We start from the raw sequence: 23,246 nt of genomic DNA, 5'->3' as shown, positions 1-23,246 counted from the left end.
TAAGCTCGCCCATGCGTTGCCTGATGTTCGTTTGCCTGCTGATCTGCAGCCTGCCCTCACTGGCCCTCGACCGCTCGCGGGTTGAGGGTTACTTGTTGCCCAACGGCCTGCAGGTCATCCTGAAAGACGGTTACGAGCGTGACCATGTGGCGATTCGCCTGGTGGTCGGGGTTGGCCTGGATGACTTTGACTGCGCGCAGAAAGAGCTGCCGCACCTGCTTGAGCACCTGCTGTTCAGCGGCATCGACGAAACCGGCGAAGGAGGCCTGGAAGAACGCCTGCAAGCACTGGGTGGCGAGTGGAATGCCTTTACCAGCAGCGCCGATACCACCTTCGTCATCGAGGCCCCGGCGCGTAATCAGCGCAAGGTACTGGACCTGCTGCTGGCGGTGATTCGCGACACCCGCATCGATGCCAAGGCCCTGGCCACCGCCAAGCGCATTATCGAGCGTGAGGATGGCGGCCATTATGGCCACCTGCAGCGCTGGCTCGACCGCCAGGACATCGGCCACCCCGCCAGCGACCAACTGGCCACCGAGCTGGGCCTGAAGTGCCCGGAACGCTCCGATGTCGACGACATGACCCTGGAGCAGGTACAAGCCTTGCGCGAGCACTGGTACGCGGCCAACAACATGACCCTGATCCTGGTCGGTGGCCTCGATCGCCTGCTGCCGGCCTACCTCGAACGGACCTTTGGCGAGCTGCCGGCAACCGAGCCGGAAGAACGTCGCAACCTGGAAAGCATCACCCATCAGGCCGAGCAACGCCGCGACCTAAGCCGCGGCTGGCTGGGCGACAGCGTGAAGCTGCACTGGCTGTTCATCGAGCCGGTGCTGGACAACGACCACCAGGCCACCCTCGACCTGCTCTCGCGCTACCTTGACTGGGCGCTGTATGACCAGCTGCGCCTGCGCAACGGGCTGTCCTATGGCCCGTCGGTGCAACGCGAAAGCTTCGGCGACACCGGCCTGCTCAGCCTCAATGCCGACCTGGAACGTGACGATGTCGACAAGGCGGTCCAAGTCATGCAGGCGCTGTTCGACCACCTGCGCAAGGACGGCCTCGACCCGGACACCTTTGCCCGCATCAAGTACGCCAGCGCAGCCAAGGAAAGCTGGAGCACCCAGGGCAATAGCGCGCTGGCCGACTACTACTGGGGCGCGCTGAACGACTACACGGACGGGCGTTTTGCCAACCCGGTGCGCAAACTGCGCCAGGTCAGCCTGGAGCAGGCCAATGCGGCGTTGAAAGAGCTGCTCAAGGAACAGGGCTATGTGCGCATCGAGAAGCCGCTGTTGGGTTATGACGAGCTCTATGGGCTGGTCGCCTTGCTGGTCGGGCTGATTCTGGCTGCGGGCCTGTTGCGTTGGCGCCGCCAGGGCCCTCAACGGCCCAGTGGTGCTACACGGAAGCGGTGAATCGGCGGTATCCTTTTGCCAGTACCGGCCTCTTCGTGGGGTAACTCGCTCCTGCGCCACCTGCAGGGGCGGGTTTACCCGCGAAGGGGCCGGCACAGCCACCTCCTTTTTTGTTGTAGCCCCCAATGCCCCAGATCCCCCGCATCGTCCAGCGCATCATCGAACTGCTCAAACGCTACCCCGGCATCATCGCGCTCGGCGGTTTTCTCTCCGGCGTCGGCAGCTTCATCCTGGTTGACCGCCAAGCCGGCCTGGCCAGCTGGGTGGCCGTGCTCATGCTGGTCAGCTGGGTCTGGCTGATGCTGGAAAACACCCTCACCGGCCTGTTCGCTCGTACCTTCAACCGCGAAATCCCACAGCCACTGTTGCGCTATGCGACGCAGATGATCCACCAGGAAACGCTGTTTTTCGTGCTGCCGTTCTTCTTCATCACCACCACCTGGAACAGCAGCCAACTGGTGTTCACCGGGCTGCTGGGTGCCGCCGGGCTGGTTTCGATCATCGACCCGCTGTACTACAAGTGGCTGGCACCGCGGCGCTGGCTGTTCCTGGCATTGCACACCCTGACCCTGTTCGCCGCACTGCTGACCGCGCTGCCGATCATCCTGCACCTGACCACCGCGCAGAGCTTCAAGCTGGCCTTGATCACGGCGATGGCCTTGTCGTTCCCCAGCCTGGCGAGCAGCTTTCCGGTCAACAGCTGGCGCCGCGGCGTGGCTCTGGTGCTGGTGACCTTGTCGGTCGGCGCCGGCGGCTGGCTGCTGCGTTCCTGGGTGCCACCAGCAACTTTATGGATGACCGAGGTGGCAGTGAGCACCGAAGTACTCAACCGCCAGCCTGGCGATTCGCTGGACGAAATCGCTGCCAGCCGCATCCGCAGCAGCGGGCTGTATGCCTACACCGCAATCAACGCGCCACGCGGCCTGAACGAGCGCATCTACCACGTGTGGCAGAAAGACGGTAAGGAAGTCGACCGCATTGCCCTGGACATCCATGGCGGGCGCAAGGAAGGCTACCGGGCCTGGACCCACAAGCAGAACTTCCCGCCCAACCCGGCGGGCAAGTGGCAGGTGAGGGTGCTGACCGAGGACGGGCAGGTGATTGGCGTGTTGCGCTTCAAGGTGGTCGACGACAACCCGACACAATGATTGAAAGGGGCGGCTTTGCGGCCCCAGCCCCTTCTAGACAGCACATAATCACCAAACAGCCCATGCCCGCTGCGCTATGATCAGCCCCTAAGCCTTAGCGCCGAGTCAATCGCATGGAGCCAATGACCACCCCCAGCGCCACCCTGGATACCAGCAGCCAGCCGGCTTGCCTGCGCATTACCGGTGACTGGACCCTGGCGCATTACGCCAGCCTCAAGCGCGAAAGCGAGCGCCTGCGCGCGCAATCCAGTACCGATACTGTTGCCGACCTCAGCCAGCTAGGCCGCCTGGACACCGCCGGCGCCTCGTTGCTGGCCGAACTGCTCGGCTCCGAGCGCCTGTCGCGCTGCACGGACGAGCTGCCCGAAGCCAGCCGCGCGTTGCTCAAGAACGTCTATTGCTCGGTCCAGGACTACTGTATTCCGGTCAAGGAGCCAGAGCGCAACGTGCTGCTGCTACTGCTGGAGCGCATCGGCCGCGCCGTCGGCACGCTGTGGCAAGACACCATGCAGTTGCTCGGCTTTATCGGTGTGATCCTCGAGACCGTGCTGCGCCGTGCCTTGCAACCCCATCGCTGGCGCTTGACCCCGGTCGTGGCGCACATCGAACAGACCGGCCTGGACGCCGCACCCATCGTCGCCCTGCTGACTTTTCTGGTCGGCGCAGTGGTGGCCTTCCTGGGTGCCACGGTACTGGCCGACTTTGGCGCAACCGTGTTCACCGTCGACCTGGTGGCATTCTCGTTCCTGCGCGAATTCGCCGTACTGCTCACCGCCATCCTGATGGCCGGGCGCACCGCCAGCGCCTTCACCGCGCAGATCGGCTCGATGAAGGCCAATGAAGAAATCGACGCCATCCGCACCCTGGGCCTGAACCCCATGGAGCTGCTGGTAGTGCCACGGGTGCTGGCCCTGCTTATTTCGCTGCCCTTGCTAACCTTCCTGGCGATGATCTGCGGCATCGTCGGCGGCGCGGTGGTGTGTGCCCTGTCGCTGGGCATTTCACCGGCCATGTTCCTGTCGTTGCTGCAAAGCGACATCGGTGTGCAGCACTTCCTGGTCGGCCTGGCCAAGGCGCCGTTCTTCGCTTTCCTGATCGCCGCCATCGGCTGCCTGGAAGGCTTCAAGGTCAGCGGCAGCGCCGAATCGGTAGGCGCGCACACCACCTCAGCGGTAGTGCAGTCGATTTTCGTGGTCATCGTGCTGGATGCGGTGGCCGCCTTGTTCTTCATGGAGATGGGCTGGTGAGTGGCAAGGAAACCGTGATCGAGGCCCGCGGCATCTGCAACCGTTTCGGTCGTCAGGTTGTGCATGAAAACCTGGACCTGGACCTGTATCGCGGCGAGATCCTGGCCGTGGTCGGCGGCTCAGGCAGTGGCAAATCGGTACTGCTGCGCAGCATCATCGGCCTGCGCCGGCCCAATGAGGGGCAGATCAAGGTATTCGGCCAGGACCTTGTCGGCCTCGGTGAACAGCAGCGCTCGCTGGTTGAACGGCGCTTTGGCGTATTGTTCCAGAAGGGCGCGCTGTTCTCTTCGCTGACGGTGACCGAGAACGTGGCCTTGCCACTGATCGAGCATGCAGGGCTGTCCCGCGCCGATGCCGAACACCTGGCCGGGGTGAAGCTGGCCTTGGCCGGGCTGCCGATCTCGGCCGCCGACAAGTACCCGTCCTCGCTGTCAGGGGGCATGATCAAGCGCGCGGCGCTGGCCAGGGCCCTGGCACTGGACCCCGATATCCTGTTCCTCGACGAGCCCACCGCCGGCCTGGACCCGATCGGCGCCGCTGCATTCGACCAGTTGATCCTGACCTTGCGCGACGCCCTGGGCCTGTCAGTGTTCCTCATCACCCACGACCTCGACACCCTGTACACCATCACCGACCGCATCGCGGTGCTGTCGCAGAAAAAGGTCCTGGTGGCCGGCCCGCTGGCCGAGGTCGAACAGACCAACGACGCCTGGATTCAAGAATACTTTCACGGCCCCCGCGGGCGCGCAGCCGAACAGGCTGCCACCCGTGCCGGGCAGGAGCGCTGAGCAATGGAAACCCGAGCCCATCACGTTCTTATCGGCCTGGTCACCGTTCTGGTAGTGGCTGGCGCCATGCTGTTCGGCCTGTGGCTGGCCAAGTCCAGCGTCGACGACGCTTTCAAGGATTACGAAGTGGTATTCAACGAGGCGGTGTCCGGCCTGTCGCGCGGCAGCCCGGTGCAGTACAACGGCATCAAGGTCGGTGACGTGTCCACCTTGCGCCTGGATCCGAAAGACCCACGCCGGGTACTGGCACGGGTGCGCCTGAGCGGCGACACCCCGGTAAAGGAAGATACCCAGGCCAAGCTCACCCTGGCCGGTGTTACCGGGAACTCGTTCATCCAGCTCAGCGGCGGCACCCCGCAAAGCCCGGAACTGAAAGGCAAGGATGGCAAGCTGCCGGTGATCATTGCATCACCCTCGCCAATCTCGCGCCTGCTCAATGACAGCAGCGACCTGGTGACCAATATCAACCTGCTGCTGCACAACGCCAACCAGATGTTCTCCGAGGACAACATCGGCCACCTCAGCAACACGCTGGCCAACCTCGACAAGACCACCGGCGCCTTCGCCGGCCAGCACGGCAGCATCGGCGAGGCCATCGAACAGCTGGTGCAGGTGGGCAAGCAGGCCAGCGCCACCCTGGCAGAAACACAAACGCTGATGCGCAATGCCAACGGCCTGCTGGGCACCCAGGGCAAACAGGCCATCGGCAGCGCCGAGCAGGCCATGCAGTCGCTGGCTGAAAGCACCGCCACCATCAACAGCCTGCTCAAGAACAACAGCGAGGCTATCGGCGACGGTGCCCAGGGCCTCAACCAGCTGACCCCAGCCATTCGCGAACTGCGCGAAACCCTCAACGCGCTCAAGGGTATTTCCCGGCAACTGGAGGCCGACCCCAGCGGCTACCTGCTCGGCCGCGACAACAACAAGGAGTTCCAGCCATGAAACCGTCGCTGCGCCTGCTGGCCCTGGCGGCCGCCCTGAGCCTGGCCAGTGCCTGCTCTATCCTGCCGCAGGCCGAACCTGTCGACCTCTACCGCCTGCCGGTGAACCAGGCCAGCCGCACCGTGGCGCCGCTGGACTGGTCGTTGCGCCTGAACAAACCACTGGCCAGCGAAGCGCTGGCCGGTCCGCGGATTGCCGTGATTCCGCAGGGCGATGTGATCAGCAGCTACAAGGGCGCCCGCTGGAGCGACGCGGTGCCGGTACTGCTGCGCAACCGCCTGCTCGACGGTTTCCAGCGGGACGGCCAGGTACAGCGGCTGAGCGCCGACGACAGCAACCTGCAGGCCGACTACGAGCTGGCGGGTGAGCTGCAGGCGTTCCAGAGTGAATACCGCCCGGACGGAACGGTGGAGGTGGTGATCCGCTACGACGCGCGCCTGGTGCAGGGCCGCACCCAGCGTATCCTCGCCAGCAAGCGCTTCGAAGTGCGCCAGCCGCTGGCCGACAGGCAAGTTTCAGCGGTGGTCGCCGGGTTCGGCTCGGCCAGCGACCAGTTGGTGGGGCAAGTGGTGGGATGGACCGTCACCCAGACCAATCAGGTGCCACGGCAGGCTCAGGCAAAGAACCAGTAGCAGACGAAGATCGCCGCGATCACCCCGGACAGCTCGGCCAGCAGTGCGCAACCAACCGCGTGGCGCACGCGCTGGATACCGACCGCGCCAAAGTACACCGCCAGCACATAGAAGGTGGTCTCGGTACTGCCTTGCACCGTCGCCGCTACCAGGGCCGGAAAACTGTCCACGCCCTGTGTCTGCATGGTCTCGATCAGCATCGCGCGCGCCGCGCTGCCGGAAAACGGCTTCACCAGCGCGGTGGGCAGGCCCTCGACGAAGCGGGTATCCAGGCCCATCCAGCCGACGGCATGGCGGATGCCGTCCAGGGCCAGCTCCAGGGCGCCTGAAGCGCGCAGCACACCGACCGCCACCAGCATCGCCACCAGGTAGGGCAACAGGTTTTTGGCCACGTCGAAGCCTTCCTTGGCGCCTTCGACAAAGGCTTCATACACCTTCACCCGCTTCAAGGCGCCAATCACCAGGAACAACATGATCACGCCAAACAGCGTGAGGTTGCCCAGGATCGACGACAGGCTGGCCAGCGCAGCGGCCGACAATGTGCCGAGAAACGCCATGAAGCCACTCAGCAGCAAGGCGCCGGGGATGAAATAGGCAAGCACCACCGGGTCCCACAGGCGCAGGCGCTGCATTACCGCGACCGACAGCAGGCCGACCAGGGTCGAGACACTGGTGGCCAGCAGAATCGGCAGGAACACCATGGTCGGGTCCGGCGCCCCTTGCTGGGCCCGGTACATGAAGATGGTCACCGGCAGCAGGGTCAGCGATGAAGCGTTGAGCACCAGGAACAGGATCTGCGCGTTGCTCGCCGTGGTGCTGCTGGGGTTCAGCTCCTGCAGCGCGCGCATGGCCTTGAGGCCAATCGGGGTGGCGGCGTTGTCCAGGCCCAGGCCGTTGGCAGCGAAGTTCATGGTGATCAGGCCCAGGGCCGGGTGGCCGGGCGGCACTTCCGGCATCAGGCGGGCGAATAACGGGCCCAGCACCTTGGCCAGCCATTCGACGATGCCGGCCTTTTCGGCAATCTTCAGAAAGCCCAGCCACAGGGTCAGCGTGCCGAACAGCAACACCATCACCTCGACCGACAGCTTGGCCATGGCGAAGATGCTTTCGACCATTGAGGCGAAGATACCGGCATTGCCACCAATCACCCATTGGGCCAGGGCAGACACCGCCGCCACCAGGAAAAAGCCGAGCCAAAGGCCGTTGAGCATCCGCGTGTTCCCCCTGAAAAATGCCCGAATGATAGCGGAAGTTGCCTGCACCGGCCTCATCGCCGGCAAGTCAGCTCCCACAGGGGTATCACAAGGGCCGAGGCCAGCGGGTTACCGGTTGGAGCTGGCTTGCCGGCGATAGGGCCGGTGCAGGCCCCCGTGATCCTTACAGATATCGAGTAGGAGGCGGGCTCACACCCGCCGTCCTCTCACACCACCGTGCGTACGGTTCCGTACACGGCGGTTCAAGCTATGCGGCTAAGCCGGTTGATCGTATCCAGTATCGAGACCAGTCCGAGTCGATCCCATAGCTTCTTCGGCAGCGCCTGATTCATATGTGGCGCCCCCGAGTTCCACCACGGGCCTCGGCCGTTACAGACCGATTTACAGGCACGCTCTTCGCTCAAGCCCAGACGCATCAGGTTGCGCGCCCTCGTAGAGGGCTGCTTCCATTGGCGCCAGATGGCACAGCGGAGTTTGTGCCTGATCCAGCCATCCAGTTCCTCAAGTGGCCGTTTACTCTGGCTAAGCTTGAAGTAACCCGCCCAGCCTCGCAGGACAGGGTTTATCCGCTCGATGGTATTCGTCATCTTGCGACCCCGTGCACCGCGTAGCAGCTCTGCGAGCCGGTCGCGCAGGCGACCCAGGCTCGTCGTTGCCACCCGCAGCCTTGGCTGCTGATGCCAGCTCATCCCATAGCCCAAGTAGTCACACTTCCAGGCTCTCGCGACTCGACTCTTCTTCTGATTCACCGTCAGTTTCAAACGTTGATTCAGGAAGCGTTCGACACTGGCCAGTACCCGTTCGCCAGCCCGAGGGCTGCGTACATAAATGTTCGCGTCATCGGCATAGCGCACGAAGCGGTGACCCCGCCGTTCCAGTTCGCGGTCAAGTTCGTCGAGCAGGATATTCGACAGCAGCGGCGAGAGCGGGCCGCCTTGCGGCGTCCCCTCCTGCCGTGGGCTGACGACACCGCCTGACATGACTCCCGCTTCAAGGTAGCGGCGGATAAGCCTGAGTACGCACTTATCTTTGACCCGGCGCTCGATACAGGCCATCAGGATGTCGTGGTTGACTCGATCGAAGAACTTCTCCAGATCGATTTCCACGCACCAGCGGTGTCCCGCTGTCACATGAGCACGAGCCATCTCGATGGCTTGATGCGTACTTCTGCCCGGACGAAAACCATAGCTGTAGTCCGAGAACAGTGGGTCGAAGATAGGTGTGAGCTGCTGCTGCAGTGCTTGCTGGATCAGGCGATCCACGACGGTGGGGATTCCCAGTTGCCGTGTGCCGCCCTGCGGCTTGGGAATTTCAACCGCTCGCACTGCTTGGGGATGGTATTCACCGGCCAGCAACCTGGCCTTGAGGGTTGGCCAATACTGTTTCACGTAGCCCGCCAAGTCAGCGACCGTCATGCCATCAGCACCCGGAGCCCCCTTGTTGCTAACCACGCGTTGATACGCACGCCTGAGGTTGGCCGGTGCAAGCACCCGCTCCATCAGCGTGTCCGGCTCTGCGTTCGTCCACGTCGCTGACGCCGCCGGCACCTTTGCACTGTCAGGCATCACCCTCGGCTTCTGGCCGGGATTCGGAGTGACAGATTCCGTTGTAGGAAATTTCTGCATTACGGCTACCAACGAGACAGTGACGCCTACTAGCGGCATAACCTGTTCGGCCCTTGGTGGCGCGGTTAACCGCCACTTACTACGGCTTCGGCTGACTTCTGCACGCTCATCCCGTCGCCTCTCGACGCTCGGTAGCACTATGGCAAGCGTACAGATCTCCTAGGGTAATTCGCGCGACCTTCCTGCTTATGCCTGTCGGATTTACGTCACAGCGCTCCGTGCAAGTATTGGGCTTTGGCGATTGTTGCCGCCTGACCCCGCTGTGCCGCCTGATCCGCTTCCTGTTCGTCAGGCCAGCATTTTGCCTCGGGCTTCCTTCAGATTCGCAGTCGCCCGCGACACCCTTGCCTCCGGCTAACACTTCCCCTTGCCGGGTGTGTAGAGGACTTTCACCTCCAGGTCACCCGCTCGGCCACCACAGCCAAGCAGGTTGCGCTTACGCGCAACGCGCCATGCCTGGCGCACAACAAAAAGCCCCGACAAGTCGGGGCTCTTGGTCAATCAGCCATCAGGCTCAGCGCTTGGCAGTTTCGCCAACCACCGCAGCTTCCTGCTTGTCGGCCATCAGCGAGGCGTAGTACTTCTCGCCCTTGGCCGCATCGTACATGCCTTCCCAACGGGAAATGACCAGTGCCGCCAGGGCGTTGCCGATCACGTTCAGCGCAGTACGCGCCATGTCCATGATGCGGTCGACACCGGCGATGAAGGCCAGGCCTTCCAGCGGGATGCCAACGCTGCCCAGAGTAGCCAGCAGCACCACGAACGATACACCCGGCACGCCAGCGATGCCCTTGGAGGTGACCATCAGGGTCAGCACCAGCAGCAGCTGCTGGCTCCACGACAGGTCGATACCGTACAGCTGGGCAATGAAGATGGCCGCGATGCTCTGGTACAGGGTCGAGCCGTCGAGGTTGAAGGAGTAGCCGGTCGGTACCACGAACGAGCAGATCGACTTCGGCGCGCCGTACTTTTCCATCTTCTCGATCACACGCGGCAGCACGGTTTCCGAGCTGGAAGTGGAGTAGGCCAGGATCAGCTCATCTTTCATGATGCGCATGATCTTGATCACCGAGAAGCCGAACAGGCGGGCGACCAGGCCCAGCACCATGAAGGCGAAGAAGGCGATGGCGAAATACACCAGCAGCACCAGCTTGGCCAGCGGCAGCAGCGAGCTGAAACCGAAGTTGGCCACGGTCACGGCGATCAGGGCGAACACGCCGATCGGGGCGTAGTTCATGATCATGTGAGTGACCTTGAACATGGTTTCCGAAACGGCCTGGAAGGTACGCACCAGCGGGTCGCGCAGCTCTGCCTGCAAGCTCGAAAGGCCCAGGCCGAACATCACCGAGAAGAAGATGATCGGCAGCATTTCGCCACGCATCAGCGCTGCGAAGATGTTCGACGGGATCAGGTTGAGCAGGGTTTCGATGAATGCGTGCTCATGCTGCACTTCGGCCGCAGTCGCCTGGTACTTGGAGATGTCCACGGTACCCAAGGTGCTCATGTCGATGCCGGCGCCCGGGTGGAACAGGTTGGCCAGCACCAGGCCCACAACGATGGCGATGGTGGTCACCACTTCGAAGTAGAGGATGGTCTTAAGGCCGATGCTGCCGAGTTTCTTCGCATCGCCAACCCCGGCGATGCCCACGATCAGAGACGAAATCACGATCGGGACGACGATCATCTTGATCAGGCGAATGAAGATGTCACCGGCGGGCTGGAGGACGTTACTGATCCACCAGGCCTTTTCCGCACTGAAGTGGTTCAGCAGCGCGCCGATTGCAACGCCAAGCACCAGACCGATAACGATCTGCCAGGCGAGGCTCAGTTTTGCCTTCTTCATGTCTTTACCCTTTGTTCTAGTGGTCATGGCACCGATGGAAAGGCGCGTAACAGAGCCGTTGGCCAGGTCACGGGCAGCAGATGCATCCATCCGGCGACTTCATGTAAGGACACCGCAGGCGAGCGACAGGGCGCTCAGGCCAGCGAAAAAGGCGGCAACTATTGCGATGGCAAGGGGGGAAATCTAATGCCGGAAACGCATGACCCATGCCCATAATGCATAACGTTTTCGACCAACTCGATAGGTTCGCAAGTGCTTGATTTATAACGTTCGGAATCCCGAACAAGACCAAACCGCCATATTTCGGCAGATTTGACTGTAGGAAAAGGAGACAGAAGATGGCTTGTTCGACAATCCGAATGGCCGAAATGTCACTTGTACAAGCATCAGGGGATTTGAAAAAAAGTTGATGTACGGTCAAGACAAAATGTGTCTCGGAGGAAAAAACGCGCAAGGGAAGCGGCGTTTCGATATGGCTCCTCGGAAGTCAGGTCTGGCCAGGTGCCCCTATGACACCGCCGACCTGATACTTCCGATTCCGCCTTTCCTGACCCGGCCCATTGCTGGAGGCACTCCCTGTACCCCTAGGCCACTCCGATCCGGTAACAATCAGAACAGCCCGGCCCCTTGGTCATGTGCTGCCCCTCCTCGGGGCGGCGCATCATAGAAGGCTGAAATATAGAAAGGTTCAGCTTCTATTACGTGACAGTGCGTAACCTTTCGTCCGTACCGCCTGAAAAAGCTCAGTACCAGTTCGGGTCACGCTTGAGCTGCTCCTGCAGCATTGCCTTCATGCCGTCGTCCGGCTCGCCCAGCCACCGGTATTGCGCATGGCGGGTAGGCGACTTGTCGCTCGGCAACCCCTCGGGTACTTCGACGAGCATGCCGTAGGCATCTTCCTTGTCCCAGCTGAACGCCACGATCAGCCGCTTATAGGTACATTTTTCCTGAGCCTCGCACAGCGGGCCAACCAGGTATTTGTCGCCGTCCTCCGTAACGGCAGACATCTGTTGCTCGGCACTGCCGGTCAGGTTGACCACCCAGTCGGGCAGGCGTTCCTCGCCTTTGATCGCGTCCTGCCAGGCTTGCCGGTACTCAGGGTCCGACCCCAACAACTGGTCGGCCCGGACCTGGCCGTCATTGGCCGCCATCGCCGCTGCACTGCCACCCAGAAGCAGGGCGGCAGCCAGGGCAGTCGGGAGCATCCTGCTCATTTTCAACCTCGACCGCGTCCGAAGAAGAAGGAAGCTACGAACAGGACCAGGAAGACGATGAACAGAATCTTCGCAATACCTGTGGCAGCGCCGGCGATACCACCGAAGCCCAGAACGGCAGCGACAATGGCGATGATGAGGAAAGTGATAGCCCAGCTCAGCATGGTGTTTCTCCTTTCTTTTTCAAAACAGTCCGGCTCAGAACACCCAACGGTCCTGAGGCACGACATGTTCCAGAGTGGCCGGCGACGCGGCGTGGGTATCAGAAGGCAACGGCTCGGCTGCCTTGACGAAATTGTTTGTACGGGTCGACTGAATTTGCGCCAGCAGGGCGGTCTGCGCCGCTACCTGATCCGCAAGCCGTGCAGTCTGCAAGCTGTAATAAAACAGCCCGGCTGCCAAGGTCAGCAGCAGCGCCATGCCGAGTGTCAGCATCTGGCGCAGGGGCAGTGCGGCGACTTGCGAACGGTTGACGGATTGGCGATTCATGCCGGCTCCTCCTGCTGTAATTTTTGTTCAAACCTGAACAGGTAATTGCAGCCTGCATGCCAGCCTGCCGAATAAAATAAAATCCTTAAAAATCAATAGCTTATATAAGCGGCGTAGTGCACCTGAGGACGTATCCTGCACGATGGCACCCAAGCGCTCGTGCGAATTGCACGATCAGCCCTCGACCTTGGATGCTATTTTGAGCATGTCGGCATCCACCCCGCGCACGCCGATGATCTGGCGGGCGATCTCCTGGGCGATGGTCTTCTGCTCTGCACTGACGACTTCACCCGACAGCCGCACCATGCCTTCTTCACTGGCTACCTTGAGGTTCAGGCCATCCAGATTGCGACTGAAGCGGTAGCTGTTCTGGATCTTGTCGACGATCCAGCTATCACTGGGTTGCGGCCCGGTTGGCGCCCCGACCGGGGTTTCCCTGGCCTTGGCCATGGCAGCTGTATCAAGGCTGACAAGGTTGTTGACCAGGTGCACTCCATCGGTGGTCCGTGCCACCACACCCGCCAGTTCCTTGGCCTCGACACTGTCGACCCTGCCGCGAAGCGTCACCACGCCTTCACTGCTCTGGACTTCTATAGGCGCTTTCTCAGTGGTACGGCTCCACAACAGCCGTGCACGAATCACTGCTGCCAGGGTGGCATCCTCCAGGCGCTGGGCGTAGGCACGCAGCTCCAGCGGGCGCTCCACCAACTGGGCATTGACCTGCAGCTGGTTATCCACCTGCTCGATGCCCCGGGTGGCCAAGGCAACATGTTCGGCCAGTTGGCGTTCGACGTCGTTTTCTACCTCGCCGACAAGCCGCGCCTGTTTGCCCTCCACTTCGACCTTGATGCGGAACGGGTTGAGCATGCGGTTTAACGAAAGGGCGGTTTGCAGCGCGCCTTCAAGGCGGGCGTCTTGCACCGGGTCGGCAAACGCCGGGTTGATCAAGGGCAGCAAAACAGCAGCCACAACGGCTGTACGAAAGGAAGTGGACATGGCGAAGCCTCCTTTTTGTAGGCAAAAGCTGAAAATCGTCGCAACCAATGTGCCACCGCATGTCTCTAAGCAAATCATCGGAATATCGCGGCGTTCCGCCGTTATTTGGCCATTGGCTAGCATGCAAAGGACAGAATCCTTCAGAATTGACCATGCAACTTGCCCGATTTTTCCCACACTAATTGAAGATCTACCCTAAGGAGCGCAGGAAAATGGAATCAGCCCAGGACAACCAAGGCCGCATTCTGCTGGTGGATGACGAGTCCGCGATCCTGCGCACCTTCCGCTATTGCCTCGAGGACGAGGGCTACAGCGTGGCGACGGCAAACAGCGCGACTCAGGCCGAATCCTTGCTGCAGCGTCAGGTGTTCGACCTGTGTTTCCTCGATTTACGCCTGGGGGAAGACAACGGCCTCGACGTGTTGGCACAAATGCGTATTCAGGCGCCTTGGATGCGGGTGGTAATTGTCACCGCGCACTCGGCCATCGACACGGCCGTCGACGCCATCCAGGCCGGCGCCGCCGATTACCTGGTCAAGCCCTGCAGCCCGGACCAGTTGCGCCTGGCCACCGCCAAGCAGCTGGAAGTGCGTCAGCTTTCGGCGCGCCTGGAAGCCCTGGAAGGCGAAGTGCGCAAACCCAAGGACGGCCTCGACTCGCACAGCCCGGCGATGATGGCGGTGCTGGAAACCGCCCGCCAGGTCGCCACCACCGACGCCAACATCCTCATCCTGGGCGAGTCGGGTACCGGTAAGGGCGAGTTGGCCCGGGCCATCCACGGCTGGAGCAAGCGCGCGCGCAAAGCCTGTGTGACCATCAACTGCCCGTCGCTGAACGCCGAACTGATGGAAAGCGAGCTGTTCGGCCACACCCGCGGGGCCTTCACCGGCGCCAGCGAAAGCACCCTGGGGCGGGTCAACCAGGCTGACGGTGGCACACTGTTCCTCGACGAGATCGGCGATTTCCCGCTGACCCTGCAGCCGAAACTGCTGCGCTTCATCCAGGACAAGGAATACGAGCGTGTGGGTGACCCGGTCACCCGCCGCGCCGATGTACGTATTCTGGCCGCGACCAACCTCAACCTCGAAGAGATGGTGCGCGAAAGCCGCTTCCGCGAAGACCTGCTGTATCGCCTCAACGTCATCACCCTGCACCTGCCGCCCCTGCGCGAGCGCAGTGAAGACATCCTCACCCTGGCTGACCGCTTCCTCGCCCGCTTCGTCAAGGAATACTCCCGACCGGCCCGGGGTTTCAGCGATGAAGCCCGTGCGGCCCTGCTCAATTACCGCTGGCCCGGCAACATTCGCGAACTGCGCAACGTGGTGGAGCGGGCGAGCATCATCTGCCCGCAGGAGCGTGTCGAAATCAGCCACCTGGGCATGGGCGAGCAACCTGCCGGCAACGCCCCGCGGGTGGGCGCCGCGCTAAGCCTGGATGAGCTGGAGCGCGCCCATATCGGCGCCGTGCTGGCCGCCAGCGACACGCTGGACCAGGCCGCCAAGACCTTGGGCATCGATGCCTCAACGCTGTACCGCAAGCGCAAGCAGTACAACCTGTGAAGTGGCCACCCATGAAGCTGCGCACGCGGCTGTTCCTGAGCATCTCGGCGCTGGTCACGGTGGCCCTGCTCGGGCTGCTGCTGGGCCTGGTCAGCGTGCTGCAGATGGCCACGGTGCAGCAACAACTGGTGCGCGAGACCACCCACGCCCTGGAAGTGGGGCTCAAGTTGCGCCAGAACCTGGGCGAGCAGCTTACCCTGATTCTCGACGAAGGCACCGCCCCGGAAAACCTGCGGCTGCTGCAGGAAAACTTCCAGGGCTTGCTCAACCAAGGGTTGGAACAAGGCGGCGAGCGCACCGGTTTCAGCAAGGCCAGCAGCCACTACCAGACCTTTCTCCAGGCTTACCGGGACAGCCCCGCGCCGGCTCGCAGCATGGCCGCCGATCAACCGCTTGGGGCCGCGTTCAACCAGGTTCGTACCGACCTGATCGATTCCCACAAACAGGCCCTGGACCTCATCACTCGCAACGAGGAAAACAGCCGTGATCAGGCCCTGCTGGTCAGCGGTGTGCTCGGCCTGATGGGCCTGGTGGTGCTGGTACTGGGTTTTATCACTGCGCACAACATCGCCCGGCGCTTCGGCCAGCCGATCGAAGCCTTGGCCAAAGCCGCCGACCAGCTGGGCAAAGGCAATTTCGACGTCACCCTGCCGGTCACCCAGGCGTCCGAACTGAACCAGCTGACCCGCCGCTTCGGCCTCATGGCAGATGCCTTGCGCAAGCACCAGGCCACCAATGTCGATGAACTGCTGGCCGGCCAGCAGCGCCTGCAGGCCGTGCTCGACAGCATCGACGATGGCTTGCTGATCATCGACCGCCAGGGCCGCCTGGAGCACCTCAACCCGGTAGCCCATCGCCAACTGGGCTGGAATGACAGCCGGGTTGGCAGCAGCCTGGCCGAAGCCCTGCAGCGACCAGAGCTGGAACACCAGCTGCGCCAGGTGCTGCGCGGCGGCAGCCTGGACCGTGCGCCAGACGACCTGAGCATCGAGGTCGACGAGGAAACGCGCCTGCTCACCTATAGCCTGACCCCGGTCAGCCACCCGCAAGGCCCGATCCTTGGCGCGGTGATGGTGCTGCATGACGTAACCGAACAGCGCGCGTTCGAGCGCGTGCGCAGCGAATTCGTACTGCGTGCCTCACACGAGCTTCGCACCCCGGTCACCGGTATGCACATGGCCTTCGGCCTGTTGCGCGAGCGGGTCAAGTTTCCCGCCGAAGCGCGGGAAAACGACCTGCTGGAAACCATCGGCGAGGAAATGCAACGCCTGACCCAGCTGATCAACGACCTGCTCAACTTCAGCCGCTACCAGAGCGGGCTGCAGAAGCTCGAGCTGGCGCCTTGTGCCATCGACGAGTTGCTGGAGCGCGCGCAGCTGCGCTTTGACCAGCAGGCGGCGCACAAGCAGATCGAGTTGATCAATGCCCTGGAGCCGCCGCTGCCGCGCATCCAGGCCGACGTTGCGCAACTGGACCGGGTACTGGACAACCTGTTGCACAATGCCATCCGCCATACCGCCAACGGCGGGCGCATTCGCCTGCATGCCCGGCGCCATGCGGAGCGGGTGATCATCAGCGTGGAAGACAATGGCGAAGGCATTGCCTATGGACAGCAGGGGCGCATTTTCGAACCCTTCGTGCAGGTAGGCCGCAAGAAGGGTGGCGCGGGGCTGGGGCTGGCGTTGTGCAAGGAGATCGTGCAGTTGCACGGCGGGCGCATGGGCGTGTTTTCCCGGCCAGGGCAGGGCACGCAGTTCTATATGGCACTGCCGGTATGAGTTTCTCCTGTGCCGGCCTCATCGCCGGCAAGCCAGCTCCCACAGGGATAGCGCCGCACTTGGCAGCTGTGCGGTACCTGTAGGAAATTCCATGGGCTTTGGCAAGTTGCATCAGGGCTGACAGGTGCTTGCCGCTAGGTGTGCAGGGCCTGTGAGCCCAGATGCGATCCCTGTGGGAGCTGACTCAATGCTCGACCCGCCGCGGCAGCTGCCCGCGGGTCACCAGCTCGGCGAATTGCCGGGCGTTCAATGGCCGGGCAAACAGCCAGCCCTGGCCATAGTTGACCCCTTCGCTGTTCAGCAGCACCGCCTGGTCCTCGCACTCGATGCCTTCGGCAATCACCCGCAGGTGCAGGTCATGGGCCATGCGGATGATATGCGGGGCGACACCGCTGCTGGCGGCATCATGCCCTAGCGCATCGATGAACGCCTTGTCGATCTTCAGGCAGTCCACCGGCAGGGTTTGCAGGTATGCCAGGCTGCAATAGCCAGTACCGAAATCATCGATCAGCACCTGGTGCCCAACGGAACGCAGCGCCTGCAGGTTATCGCGGGCGACCACCACGTCGATCAGGCCGCGCTCGGTCACTTCGAAGGCAATCTGGGTTGCCGATACCCGGTGAAGCGCCAACAGGCGCGCCGCCACCCGGCCAATCCGCGGCACCATCACATCGCACGCCGCCAGGTTTACCGAGATGTACAACTTGGGGTGCGAGCGCAGCAGCTGCCCCAGCTGCTCGAGCACGCGCTGCAGCACAAAGTCGGTGATCTGCCGAATCTGCCCGGTGTTTTCAGCCAGCGGGATGAACAGGTCCGGGCTGGTCAGGGTGCCGTCCGGGCGGCGCCAGCGCACCAGTGCTTCGGCCCCCACGCAGCGCCGGCTGTCGAGCTCGAAAATCGGCTGATACAGCACCTGCAGTTCTCCACGACGCAAGGCGTGCTGCAGTTCCGAGCTCATCGAGCGCCGTTGCAGGATCAACTGCAACACCAGCCAGCCAATGCAACAGGCCGCGAGCACGCTACCGGGGAACAGCAGCCAGAGCATGCCGTTCATTCTCAGCGGCAGGCTTGCCCGCGGCGCAATCAGTACCAGCTGGTAATCCGGTGACTTGGTGGGCATGCGGTAGATCAGTCGATCGCTGAGTTCGAGCAGCGACTTGTCGCTGTTGGACCAGGCCGAGGGCGGCGGCCACACCTGTGGCGGGCCCAGCACGGGGATGGCGCGCGCGCCGTTGTCCAGCACCACTACCAGGCTGCCGCCCGGTGGCAGGTCCACCACATCGGTCAGGTGCCCACGGGATGTGGAAACCAGAAATTTGCCCCGACCCAGCATCAGTGCCGCCAGGTTCTCGTTCGGTTCGGTGGTGGTATTAAGCCAGTAGCTGTATGTCGGGCCCTGGATATCGGGGGCCCGCAGCGGCACGAACGCGCGCTCGTCACCCCGGTTGGAGCAGGCCACATCGCCATCTACATAGGCGGCTTCATAGATGAAGCGAGAACTCAGGCCGACTTGCTGCAAAGCCGTCAGCATTGCCGGGCTGCAGCCCCGCAAGGGCTGCGCCTGCAAAACATCCACGCCTTCGCGCAACTGGCCGAACACCTGCTCGAGGCGATCGAGAAACCGCTCGCCCTGGGCATTCATCTGTTCGCTTTCACTTTGCTTCATCTGTTGCAAGGCAATGCCGATGCTGGCAGACAGCAACAGAGCGGCGCTGGCCAATGCTGCCAAGGTGGCCAGCATCCAGGGGCGGTAGAAAATTTGGCGCAGCAAGGTGATGAGTGCTGACATCAAAGGCATCCAGTTGATTACTAAGGTATAGCAACTGAATCAATAATCACCCTCACCGTTTAGCGCCTCGCTTGGGCTGCTGCCGGCTCAACGCATCCGGTTGAGCACCTGCAACATCGCAGCGGTCTGGGCGTCAGGCATGCCGTCGAAGCGTTGTGGGCGGAAACGCATCTGGAACGCTGCAAGCGTATGGCGGGTGGCCACATCCAGCACCCCAGTCTGCTCGATGGCGTAGCCAAACCGGCGCAGCTCCTGCTGGTACCAGCCAATGCCTGGTGGGTTGACGCTGAAGTAAGCCTGCTGGCGTGCCACGGCATTGGCGTCCGGCCAGACACCCAGCCCGGCATCTGCCAAACGCTTCCAAGGGAACAACGGGCCTGGGTCCAGCTTGCGCGACGGAGCAATGTCGCTGTGGCCGATGATGTGCCGTGGTTCGATGTTGTTGCGCTTGACGATGTCCTTGAGCAGCGCGATCAGCGACTGCACCTGGGCCTCGCTGTAAGGGTGCCAGACCCGACCACTCGGCGTTTCGGTGAACCCCGGGTTGACGATCTCGATACCGATCGACGAGGAGTTCAGCCAGGTGCGCCCCTGCCATTGGCTATCACCGGCATGCCAGGCGCGGCGGCTTTCATCCACCAGTTGGTAGACCGTCGCCGGACCATCGCCGATCAGGTAATGGCTACTGACCTCACCCTGGGTAAGCAAGGCGAGGGAGCGCTCCAGCGAGGCATTGGTGTAATGCAGGACAACGAACTGGATGCGGTTGTCGTGGTTGGCGGAAGGGTGGCTGCGGTCTATCCGCAGGCCCGTGGAGCAACCTGCTACAAACAGCAGCAGCAAGGAAATCAGGGTTTTTTTCAGCGTGGAAAACACGTCGGTGGCCTCAGCGTATGAGCGCTACAGTATAACGTGCTGGCCGAGGGCGCGCTTGCCACGGGCCAGCCGCTTTGGGTCAACCCTGCTCGACGCGATTGCGCCCCTGCTCCTTGGCCCGGTACAACGCCGCATCGGCGCGTTTCAGCACCTGATCGCCGCGCTCGCCCGAACGGAACGCAGCCAGCCCGATGGAGGTGGTGATCACCACCCGTTCGCCCTTGAAGTGGAACGGGCATGCCTCGACGGCTGCGCGCAGCACCTCGGCCATCTGGGCGGCGGCGGCTGGCGGCGTCTGTGGCAGCAGCAGGACAAACTCCTCGCCGCCAAAGCGGGCGATGAAGTCACGGCCGCGCAAGCGCTTGCGCAGTTGGTCGGCGACAATCTTCAACACCTTGTCCCCGGCCAGGTGCCCGTAGCTGTCGTTGATGCGCTTGAAATGGTCAAGATCGAGGATCGCCATCGCCAGATGGCCGCCGTTTTCCTGCCATTCGAGCATTTCGCGTTCAACTCGTTCGCTCCAGGCCGCACGGTTAGGCAAGCCGGTAAGCGGGTCGAGCAAGGCTTTCTGGCGCTGCTCCTCGAGGTGCTCACGGTAGCCCAGCGCTTCTTGCTCCATGTTCGCCACCCGCTCCGACAACCCATGCAGGCGCCCCGCCAGTTCCAGCTCGCGGCGGTCACGTTCGTGCTTGTGCTCGTCCATGGTCACCAACAGGCCTTCCAGGCGGTTTTCCAGAATGTGCTTCAGGCTGTCCACGTCGGCGGCACCCTGCACGCTGCTCTGCAGGCCGTCGACGTGCTCACGCAGCTGCGTATCCAGCTCACGCGCAGCGCTACTGTTGTCAGCGTGGCCGGCGCTGGCCTCTTGCAGATGGCTCTGAAAACCCTCAAGGCGTTCGTTGATCTGCTGCAGGTAGGTTTCGAATTCGTGCTGGCCGCTGTCGTTGATTGCCAGCAGCAGCACTGCCAGGTCATCCAGTACCGGAATCAGCTCATACCAGTTCAAACCGCGGGCGACCCGCTCGCGCATTTCCAGGGCCTGGGCCTTGTGCCGCTCGGGCAAGCTGAGGTCGTCAAGCAGGCCGATCAAAGTCTGCTCGATGTGCGCGGCAACCTGACTGTACGGCGGCTCCACCGCGTAGGGCAGGGCGTAGGGCCCGTCTTCACCGAAGGTTTCTTCGAGGGTTGATAGAGGCTCTGCCGAAGGTTCGTCGTCGGCGCCAATCTGTAGCGCTGGCACTTCTGCCTGTGACGGCTGCGACTGCGAGGCTGACGGCATCTCCACCGACTCGATCAATGCCGGGCCTGCTGGCTCCAGCTCGGGGTCGCGGGTAACGACCAGCGCTTCTGCGGGGGCTGAGGGGGCGGGCAGTGGCTGAAGCACATCGACGTCTTCGGGCTGCAATACCCCGATATTGGCTGGTGTGGCCTGGGGATGTGTGTCGGCAGCAGCCGGCACCACCGTTGCCAGTTCTGCCTCACCTTGGCCGTCGTCCTCGCGGCTGCCGAACAAGCGCTGCAAAAAACCAGGCCGGGCTTCCTCCTCCGGCTTGCCGAGGGCGGACAACGCGCGACCCTGCAAGCCGCTCAATTCGCCCAGCAACGGCGGCAGGTCGCGTGACTGGGCAACCCCGCCGTCGAGCTTCTTCGCCAGCTTTTTCAGGGGCCGGGAGATATCGTTGGGCAGCGGCAGGCCTTGCAGCTGGCCCACCAGTGCGGTCAACGCATCGCCGACCTGGTGCATGCGGTTTTCCCGGCGCTGTTCAGAGTCCAGCACGGCTTTTTCAAGGCGCGGGATCAACCCGGCGAGGCCGGCGTCCATGTTGTCGCTGCGGATGACCTCGCGCATTTCCTTCATGCACTCGTCCACCACCTTGTCACTGCCTTCGGCAGCCAGGGTGCTGCGCACCAGGCCGCGACGCAGCAGGTCGAGACGGGCGTCCCAGCGGCGCTCCAGCTTTTCCTGCTGCTCGATGCTCTTGAGGTATTTCTCTTTCCAGCGCTCAGCGTCTTCAGTCATGCCCGGGTCCGCAAACGGTGATGGCAATTAGCTCAAAACCGGCAGCGTATCCACAGTCAATGCATCAGGCAATCGAATCTCGACGGCAACGGGAAGGTGGTCTGAAATTGGCTGCGCCAACACCTCGACACGCTCCAGCGTGAGGCTTGGGCTGAGCAGGATATGGTCCAGGCAACGCTGTGGTCGCCAACTCGGGAAGGTGGCTTCGACCTGAGGCGCGATCAGGCCCAGGTCGCGCAGCGGCGAGTGCTGCAGCAGGTCGGTGGCATGGGTATTCATGTCGCCCATCAGCACCTGATGGCGGTAGCCGCCGATCAGCTCACGAATGTAGCCCAGCTGCAGGGCGCGGGTCTTGGCGCCCAGTGCCAGGTGCATCATCACTACGATCAGCGCATCTTCGCCCTCGCCAAACCGCACCAGGATCGCACCGCGGCCAGCCGGGCCCGGCAACGGGTGGTCTTCGAGCAGTTGCGGCTTCAGGCGGCTGAGCACGCCATTGCTGTGCTGGGCGAAACGGCCGAGGTTACGGTTGAGCTGCTGATACCAATAGGGGAAGGCGCCCAGATGAGCCAGGTGTTCGACCTGGTTGATGTAGCCCGACCGCATGCTGCCGCCGTCGGCCTCCTGCAAGGCCACCAGATCGAAGTCACCCAGCAACTTGCCGATCTTCTGCAGGTTGCCGGCCCGCCCGGTATGCGGCAGCAGGTGCTGCCAGCTGCGGGTCAGGTAGTGCCGGTAGCGCTCGGTGCTGATGCCCACCTGGATGTTGAAGCTAAGCAGCCGCAGGCGACCATCCTCGGGCAGGCCCGAGGCCTGCAGGTGATGCTCGTTGACCTGCGGCTGGTGCAGGCCAATGCCACGCGTGGTTCTGAAGCGGGGCATGGGTTACGCCGCCTACTTGGCGGCGCGCTCCTTGTCGATCAGCTGGTCGGCGACGTTCAGCACGCCTTCCGGCCCGCCAGCAGTGCCCAGGTCGAAACGGTACTTGCCGTTGACCACCATGGCTGGCACACCAGTAATTTCGTATTTTTTCGCCAGCTCTTTGGCCTTCTGTACCTGGCCCTTGATGGCGAACGAATCGAAGGTCGCGAGGAACTTGTCCTTGTCCACGCCTTGGGTTGCGAGGAAATCGGCCATGTCATTCTTGTCGGTCAGACGCTTGTGCTGGTTCTGGATGGCGTCGAACACCGCCGCGTGCACCTTCTGCTCGACGCCCATGGCCTCGAGGGTCAGGAACATCTGGCCGTGAGCGTCCCAAGGGCCGCCGAACATGGCAGGAATACGCTTGAAATTGACGTCGGCCGGAAGCTTATCGGCCCATGGATTGATGGTCGGCTCGAAATGGTAGCAATGAGGGCAGCCATACCAGAACAGCTCGACCACTTCGATCTTGCCAGGCACGGACACCGGAACAGGGTTGCTCAGCTCGATATATTCCTTGCCAGCCGTGGCAGGCTCGGCTGCCTGGACGGCAGCCATACCGAATACGCTGGCAGCGACCAGCGCAGCGCTGAGAATCAGTTTACGCATGCTTTACTCCTGAGCAGTCATGGGTCACCTCGACGCGACCTGAATTGAGACAGGCCGGGAAGGGCTCGAGTTCTGTAGTGTACCGGCAGCGGACGGAAAAAAGGGCAGCCCGGCCACCCTTTCATCATTGGCCTACAA

At 62.6% G+C, this 23,246-nt stretch carries 19 protein-coding genes and 1 pseudogene; 8 read left to right on the top strand and 12 right to left on the bottom strand.

What is annotated here, in order from left to right; all coding sequences use genetic code 11:
* Positions 1-11 precede the first annotated feature (11 nt).
* The 6 genes from AC5O5R_RS00505 to AC5O5R_RS00480 all read left to right on the top strand — a co-directional run bounded on the left by AC5O5R_RS00505 (position 12) and on the right by AC5O5R_RS00480 (position 6,175).
* Positions 12-1,418 (top strand): M16 family metallopeptidase, encoded by a 1,407-nt coding sequence (locus AC5O5R_RS00505; RefSeq protein WP_172221822.1) that lies wholly within the window; start codon positions 12-14, stop codon positions 1,416-1,418.
* 125 nt (positions 1,419-1,543) lie between these two features.
* Complete coding sequence (locus AC5O5R_RS00500) at positions 1,544-2,566, top strand: DUF5924 family protein (RefSeq protein ID WP_172221825.1); 1,023 nt, start codon at positions 1,544-1,546, stop codon at positions 2,564-2,566.
* A gap of 113 nt (positions 2,567-2,679) precedes the next feature.
* A complete protein-coding gene (locus AC5O5R_RS00495) occupies positions 2,680-3,813 on the top strand; it encodes an ABC transporter permease (protein ID WP_172221828.1) in 1,134 nt (377 codons plus the stop codon).
* Positions 3,810-4,601, top strand: a complete 792-nt coding sequence (locus AC5O5R_RS00490) for an ABC transporter ATP-binding protein (protein WP_172221831.1) — start codon at positions 3,810-3,812, stop codon at positions 4,599-4,601. Before AC5O5R_RS00495 ends, AC5O5R_RS00490 begins: the two co-directional genes overlap by 4 nt.
* 3 nt (positions 4,602-4,604) lie before the next feature.
* Positions 4,605-5,543 carry an MlaD family protein gene (locus tag AC5O5R_RS00485; protein WP_172221834.1) on the top strand — a complete coding sequence of 313 codons (939 nt, stop codon included), beginning with the start codon at positions 4,605-4,607 and terminating at the stop codon, positions 5,541-5,543.
* On the top strand, positions 5,540-6,175 hold the full coding sequence (locus tag AC5O5R_RS00480) for an ABC-type transport auxiliary lipoprotein family protein (RefSeq protein WP_172221836.1): 636 nt from the start codon (positions 5,540-5,542) through the stop codon (positions 6,173-6,175). The genes AC5O5R_RS00485 and AC5O5R_RS00480 overlap by 4 nt, the downstream gene beginning before the upstream one ends.
* On the opposite strand, the gene AC5O5R_RS00475 is transcribed toward AC5O5R_RS00480, so the two are convergent.
* From AC5O5R_RS00475 to AC5O5R_RS00445, 7 genes are all read right to left on the bottom strand, one after another.
* Complete coding sequence (locus tag AC5O5R_RS00475; protein ID WP_172221839.1) at positions 6,157-7,386, bottom strand: nucleoside recognition domain-containing protein; 1,230 nt, start codon at positions 7,384-7,386, stop codon at positions 6,157-6,159. The two genes, AC5O5R_RS00480 and AC5O5R_RS00475, sit on opposite strands and share 19 nt — an antisense overlap.
* Before the next feature lie 245 nt (positions 7,387-7,631).
* Entirely contained in the window at positions 7,632-9,053 is a 1,422-nt protein-coding gene (gene ltrA / locus AC5O5R_RS00470; RefSeq protein ID WP_494514882.1) for a group II intron reverse transcriptase/maturase, read from the bottom strand.
* A 475-nt stretch (positions 9,054-9,528) separates the two neighbouring features.
* Positions 9,529-10,857 carry a glutamate/aspartate:proton symporter GltP gene (gene gltP / locus AC5O5R_RS00465; protein ID WP_172226574.1) on the bottom strand — a complete coding sequence of 443 codons (1,329 nt, stop codon included), beginning with the start codon at positions 10,855-10,857 and terminating at the stop codon, positions 9,529-9,531.
* Positions 10,858-11,600: 743 nt separating this feature from the next.
* Complete coding sequence (locus AC5O5R_RS00460) at positions 11,601-12,071, bottom strand: inhibitor of vertebrate lysozyme family protein (RefSeq protein WP_172226577.1); 471 nt, start codon at positions 12,069-12,071, stop codon at positions 11,601-11,603.
* 2 nt (positions 12,072-12,073) lie between these two features.
* Complete coding sequence (locus AC5O5R_RS00455) at positions 12,074-12,235, bottom strand: DUF1328 domain-containing protein (RefSeq protein WP_003252966.1); 162 nt, start codon at positions 12,233-12,235, stop codon at positions 12,074-12,076.
* A gap of 34 nt (positions 12,236-12,269) precedes the next feature.
* Positions 12,270-12,560 carry a hypothetical protein gene (locus AC5O5R_RS00450; RefSeq protein ID WP_172226580.1) on the bottom strand — a complete coding sequence of 97 codons (291 nt, stop codon included), beginning with the start codon at positions 12,558-12,560 and terminating at the stop codon, positions 12,270-12,272.
* Between the two features lie 174 nt (positions 12,561-12,734).
* Positions 12,735-13,556 carry a BON domain-containing protein gene (locus AC5O5R_RS00445; RefSeq protein WP_172226583.1) on the bottom strand — a complete coding sequence of 274 codons (822 nt, stop codon included), beginning with the start codon at positions 13,554-13,556 and terminating at the stop codon, positions 12,735-12,737.
* Positions 13,557-13,768: 212 nt separating this feature from the next.
* Here AC5O5R_RS00445 and algB point away from each other — a divergent pair, with 212 nt between their 5' ends.
* Together algB and AC5O5R_RS00435 are read left to right on the top strand one after the other, a co-directional pair.
* Entirely contained in the window at positions 13,769-15,115 is a 1,347-nt protein-coding gene (gene algB, locus AC5O5R_RS00440) for a sigma-54-dependent response regulator transcription factor AlgB (protein WP_172226586.1), read from the top strand.
* Between the two features lie 11 nt (positions 15,116-15,126).
* Positions 15,127-16,893 carry a KinB sensor domain-containing domain gene (locus AC5O5R_RS00435; protein ID WP_172226589.1) on the top strand — a complete coding sequence of 589 codons (1,767 nt, stop codon included), beginning with the start codon at positions 15,127-15,129 and terminating at the stop codon, positions 16,891-16,893.
* 184 nt (positions 16,894-17,077) lie between these two features.
* Here AC5O5R_RS00435 and AC5O5R_RS00430 read toward each other — a convergent pair whose 3' ends face one another.
* The 5 genes and pseudogenes from AC5O5R_RS00430 to dsbA form a co-directional block, all read right to left on the bottom strand.
* Positions 17,078-18,682, bottom strand: coding sequence for an EAL domain-containing protein (locus AC5O5R_RS00430; RefSeq protein WP_172226592.1), 1,605 nt, complete (start codon positions 18,680-18,682; stop codon positions 17,078-17,080).
* An 87-nt stretch (positions 18,683-18,769) separates the two neighbouring features.
* The gene (locus AC5O5R_RS00425) at positions 18,770-19,558 is read right to left on the bottom strand and encodes an N-acetylmuramoyl-L-alanine amidase (protein ID WP_172226595.1); all 789 of its coding nucleotides are present in this window, start codon (positions 19,556-19,558) and stop codon (positions 18,770-18,772) included.
* A gap of 79 nt (positions 19,559-19,637) precedes the next feature.
* Positions 19,638-21,578, bottom strand: a complete 1,941-nt coding sequence (locus AC5O5R_RS00420; protein ID WP_172226605.1) for a GGDEF domain-containing protein — start codon at positions 21,576-21,578, stop codon at positions 19,638-19,640.
* A gap of 27 nt (positions 21,579-21,605) precedes the next feature.
* Positions 21,606-22,438: pseudogene (locus AC5O5R_RS00415) on the bottom strand (endonuclease/exonuclease/phosphatase family protein).
* A 34-nt stretch (positions 22,439-22,472) separates the two neighbouring features.
* Entirely contained in the window at positions 22,473-23,108 is a 636-nt protein-coding gene (gene dsbA / locus AC5O5R_RS00410) for a thiol:disulfide interchange protein DsbA (RefSeq protein WP_172226611.1), read from the bottom strand.
* Positions 23,109-23,246 lie beyond the last annotated feature (138 nt).

It is taken from the genome of Pseudomonas sp. 8_5_2, from assembly GCF_059295255.1.
Note: the sequence above shows the minus strand (reverse complement) of the source record. Positions and strands in the feature narration are given on the sequence as shown.

What these genes read in the sequence shown, in the direction of transcription:
- AC5O5R_RS00505 (WP_172221822.1), top strand. Translation starts at nt 12, where the DNA reads ATGCGTTGCCTGATGTTCGTTTGCCTGCTGATCTGCAGCCTGCCCTCA.
- AC5O5R_RS00500 (WP_172221825.1), top strand. Translation starts at nt 1,544, where the DNA reads ATGCCCCAGATCCCCCGCATCGTCCAGCGCATCATCGAACTGCTCAAA.
- AC5O5R_RS00495 (WP_172221828.1), top strand. Translation starts at nt 2,680, where the DNA reads ATGGAGCCAATGACCACCCCCAGCGCCACCCTGGATACCAGCAGCCAG.
- AC5O5R_RS00485 (WP_172221834.1), top strand. Translation starts at nt 4,605, where the DNA reads ATGGAAACCCGAGCCCATCACGTTCTTATCGGCCTGGTCACCGTTCTG.
- AC5O5R_RS00480 (WP_172221836.1), top strand. Translation starts at nt 5,540, where the DNA reads ATGAAACCGTCGCTGCGCCTGCTGGCCCTGGCGGCCGCCCTGAGCCTG.
- AC5O5R_RS00475 (WP_172221839.1), bottom strand. Translation starts at nt 7,386, where the DNA reads ATGCTCAACGGCCTTTGGCTCGGCTTTTTCCTGGTGGCGGCGGTGTCT.
- ltrA (WP_494514882.1), bottom strand. Translation starts at nt 9,053, where the DNA reads ATGCCGCTAGTAGGCGTCACTGTCTCGTTGGTAGCCGTAATGCAGAAA.
- gltP (WP_172226574.1), bottom strand. Translation starts at nt 10,857, where the DNA reads ATGAAGAAGGCAAAACTGAGCCTCGCCTGGCAGATCGTTATCGGTCTG.
- AC5O5R_RS00460 (WP_172226577.1), bottom strand. Translation starts at nt 12,071, where the DNA reads ATGAGCAGGATGCTCCCGACTGCCCTGGCTGCCGCCCTGCTTCTGGGT.
- AC5O5R_RS00455 (WP_003252966.1), bottom strand. Translation starts at nt 12,235, where the DNA reads ATGCTGAGCTGGGCTATCACTTTCCTCATCATCGCCATTGTCGCTGCC.
- AC5O5R_RS00450 (WP_172226580.1), bottom strand. Translation starts at nt 12,560, where the DNA reads ATGAATCGCCAATCCGTCAACCGTTCGCAAGTCGCCGCACTGCCCCTG.
- AC5O5R_RS00445 (WP_172226583.1), bottom strand. Translation starts at nt 13,556, where the DNA reads ATGTCCACTTCCTTTCGTACAGCCGTTGTGGCTGCTGTTTTGCTGCCC.
- algB (WP_172226586.1), top strand. Translation starts at nt 13,769, where the DNA reads ATGGAATCAGCCCAGGACAACCAAGGCCGCATTCTGCTGGTGGATGAC.
- AC5O5R_RS00435 (WP_172226589.1), top strand. Translation starts at nt 15,127, where the DNA reads ATGAAGCTGCGCACGCGGCTGTTCCTGAGCATCTCGGCGCTGGTCACG.
- AC5O5R_RS00430 (WP_172226592.1), bottom strand. Translation starts at nt 18,682, where the DNA reads ATGTCAGCACTCATCACCTTGCTGCGCCAAATTTTCTACCGCCCCTGG.
- AC5O5R_RS00420 (WP_172226605.1), bottom strand. Translation starts at nt 21,578, where the DNA reads ATGACTGAAGACGCTGAGCGCTGGAAAGAGAAATACCTCAAGAGCATC.
- dsbA (WP_172226611.1), bottom strand. Translation starts at nt 23,108, where the DNA reads ATGCGTAAACTGATTCTCAGCGCTGCGCTGGTCGCTGCCAGCGTATTC.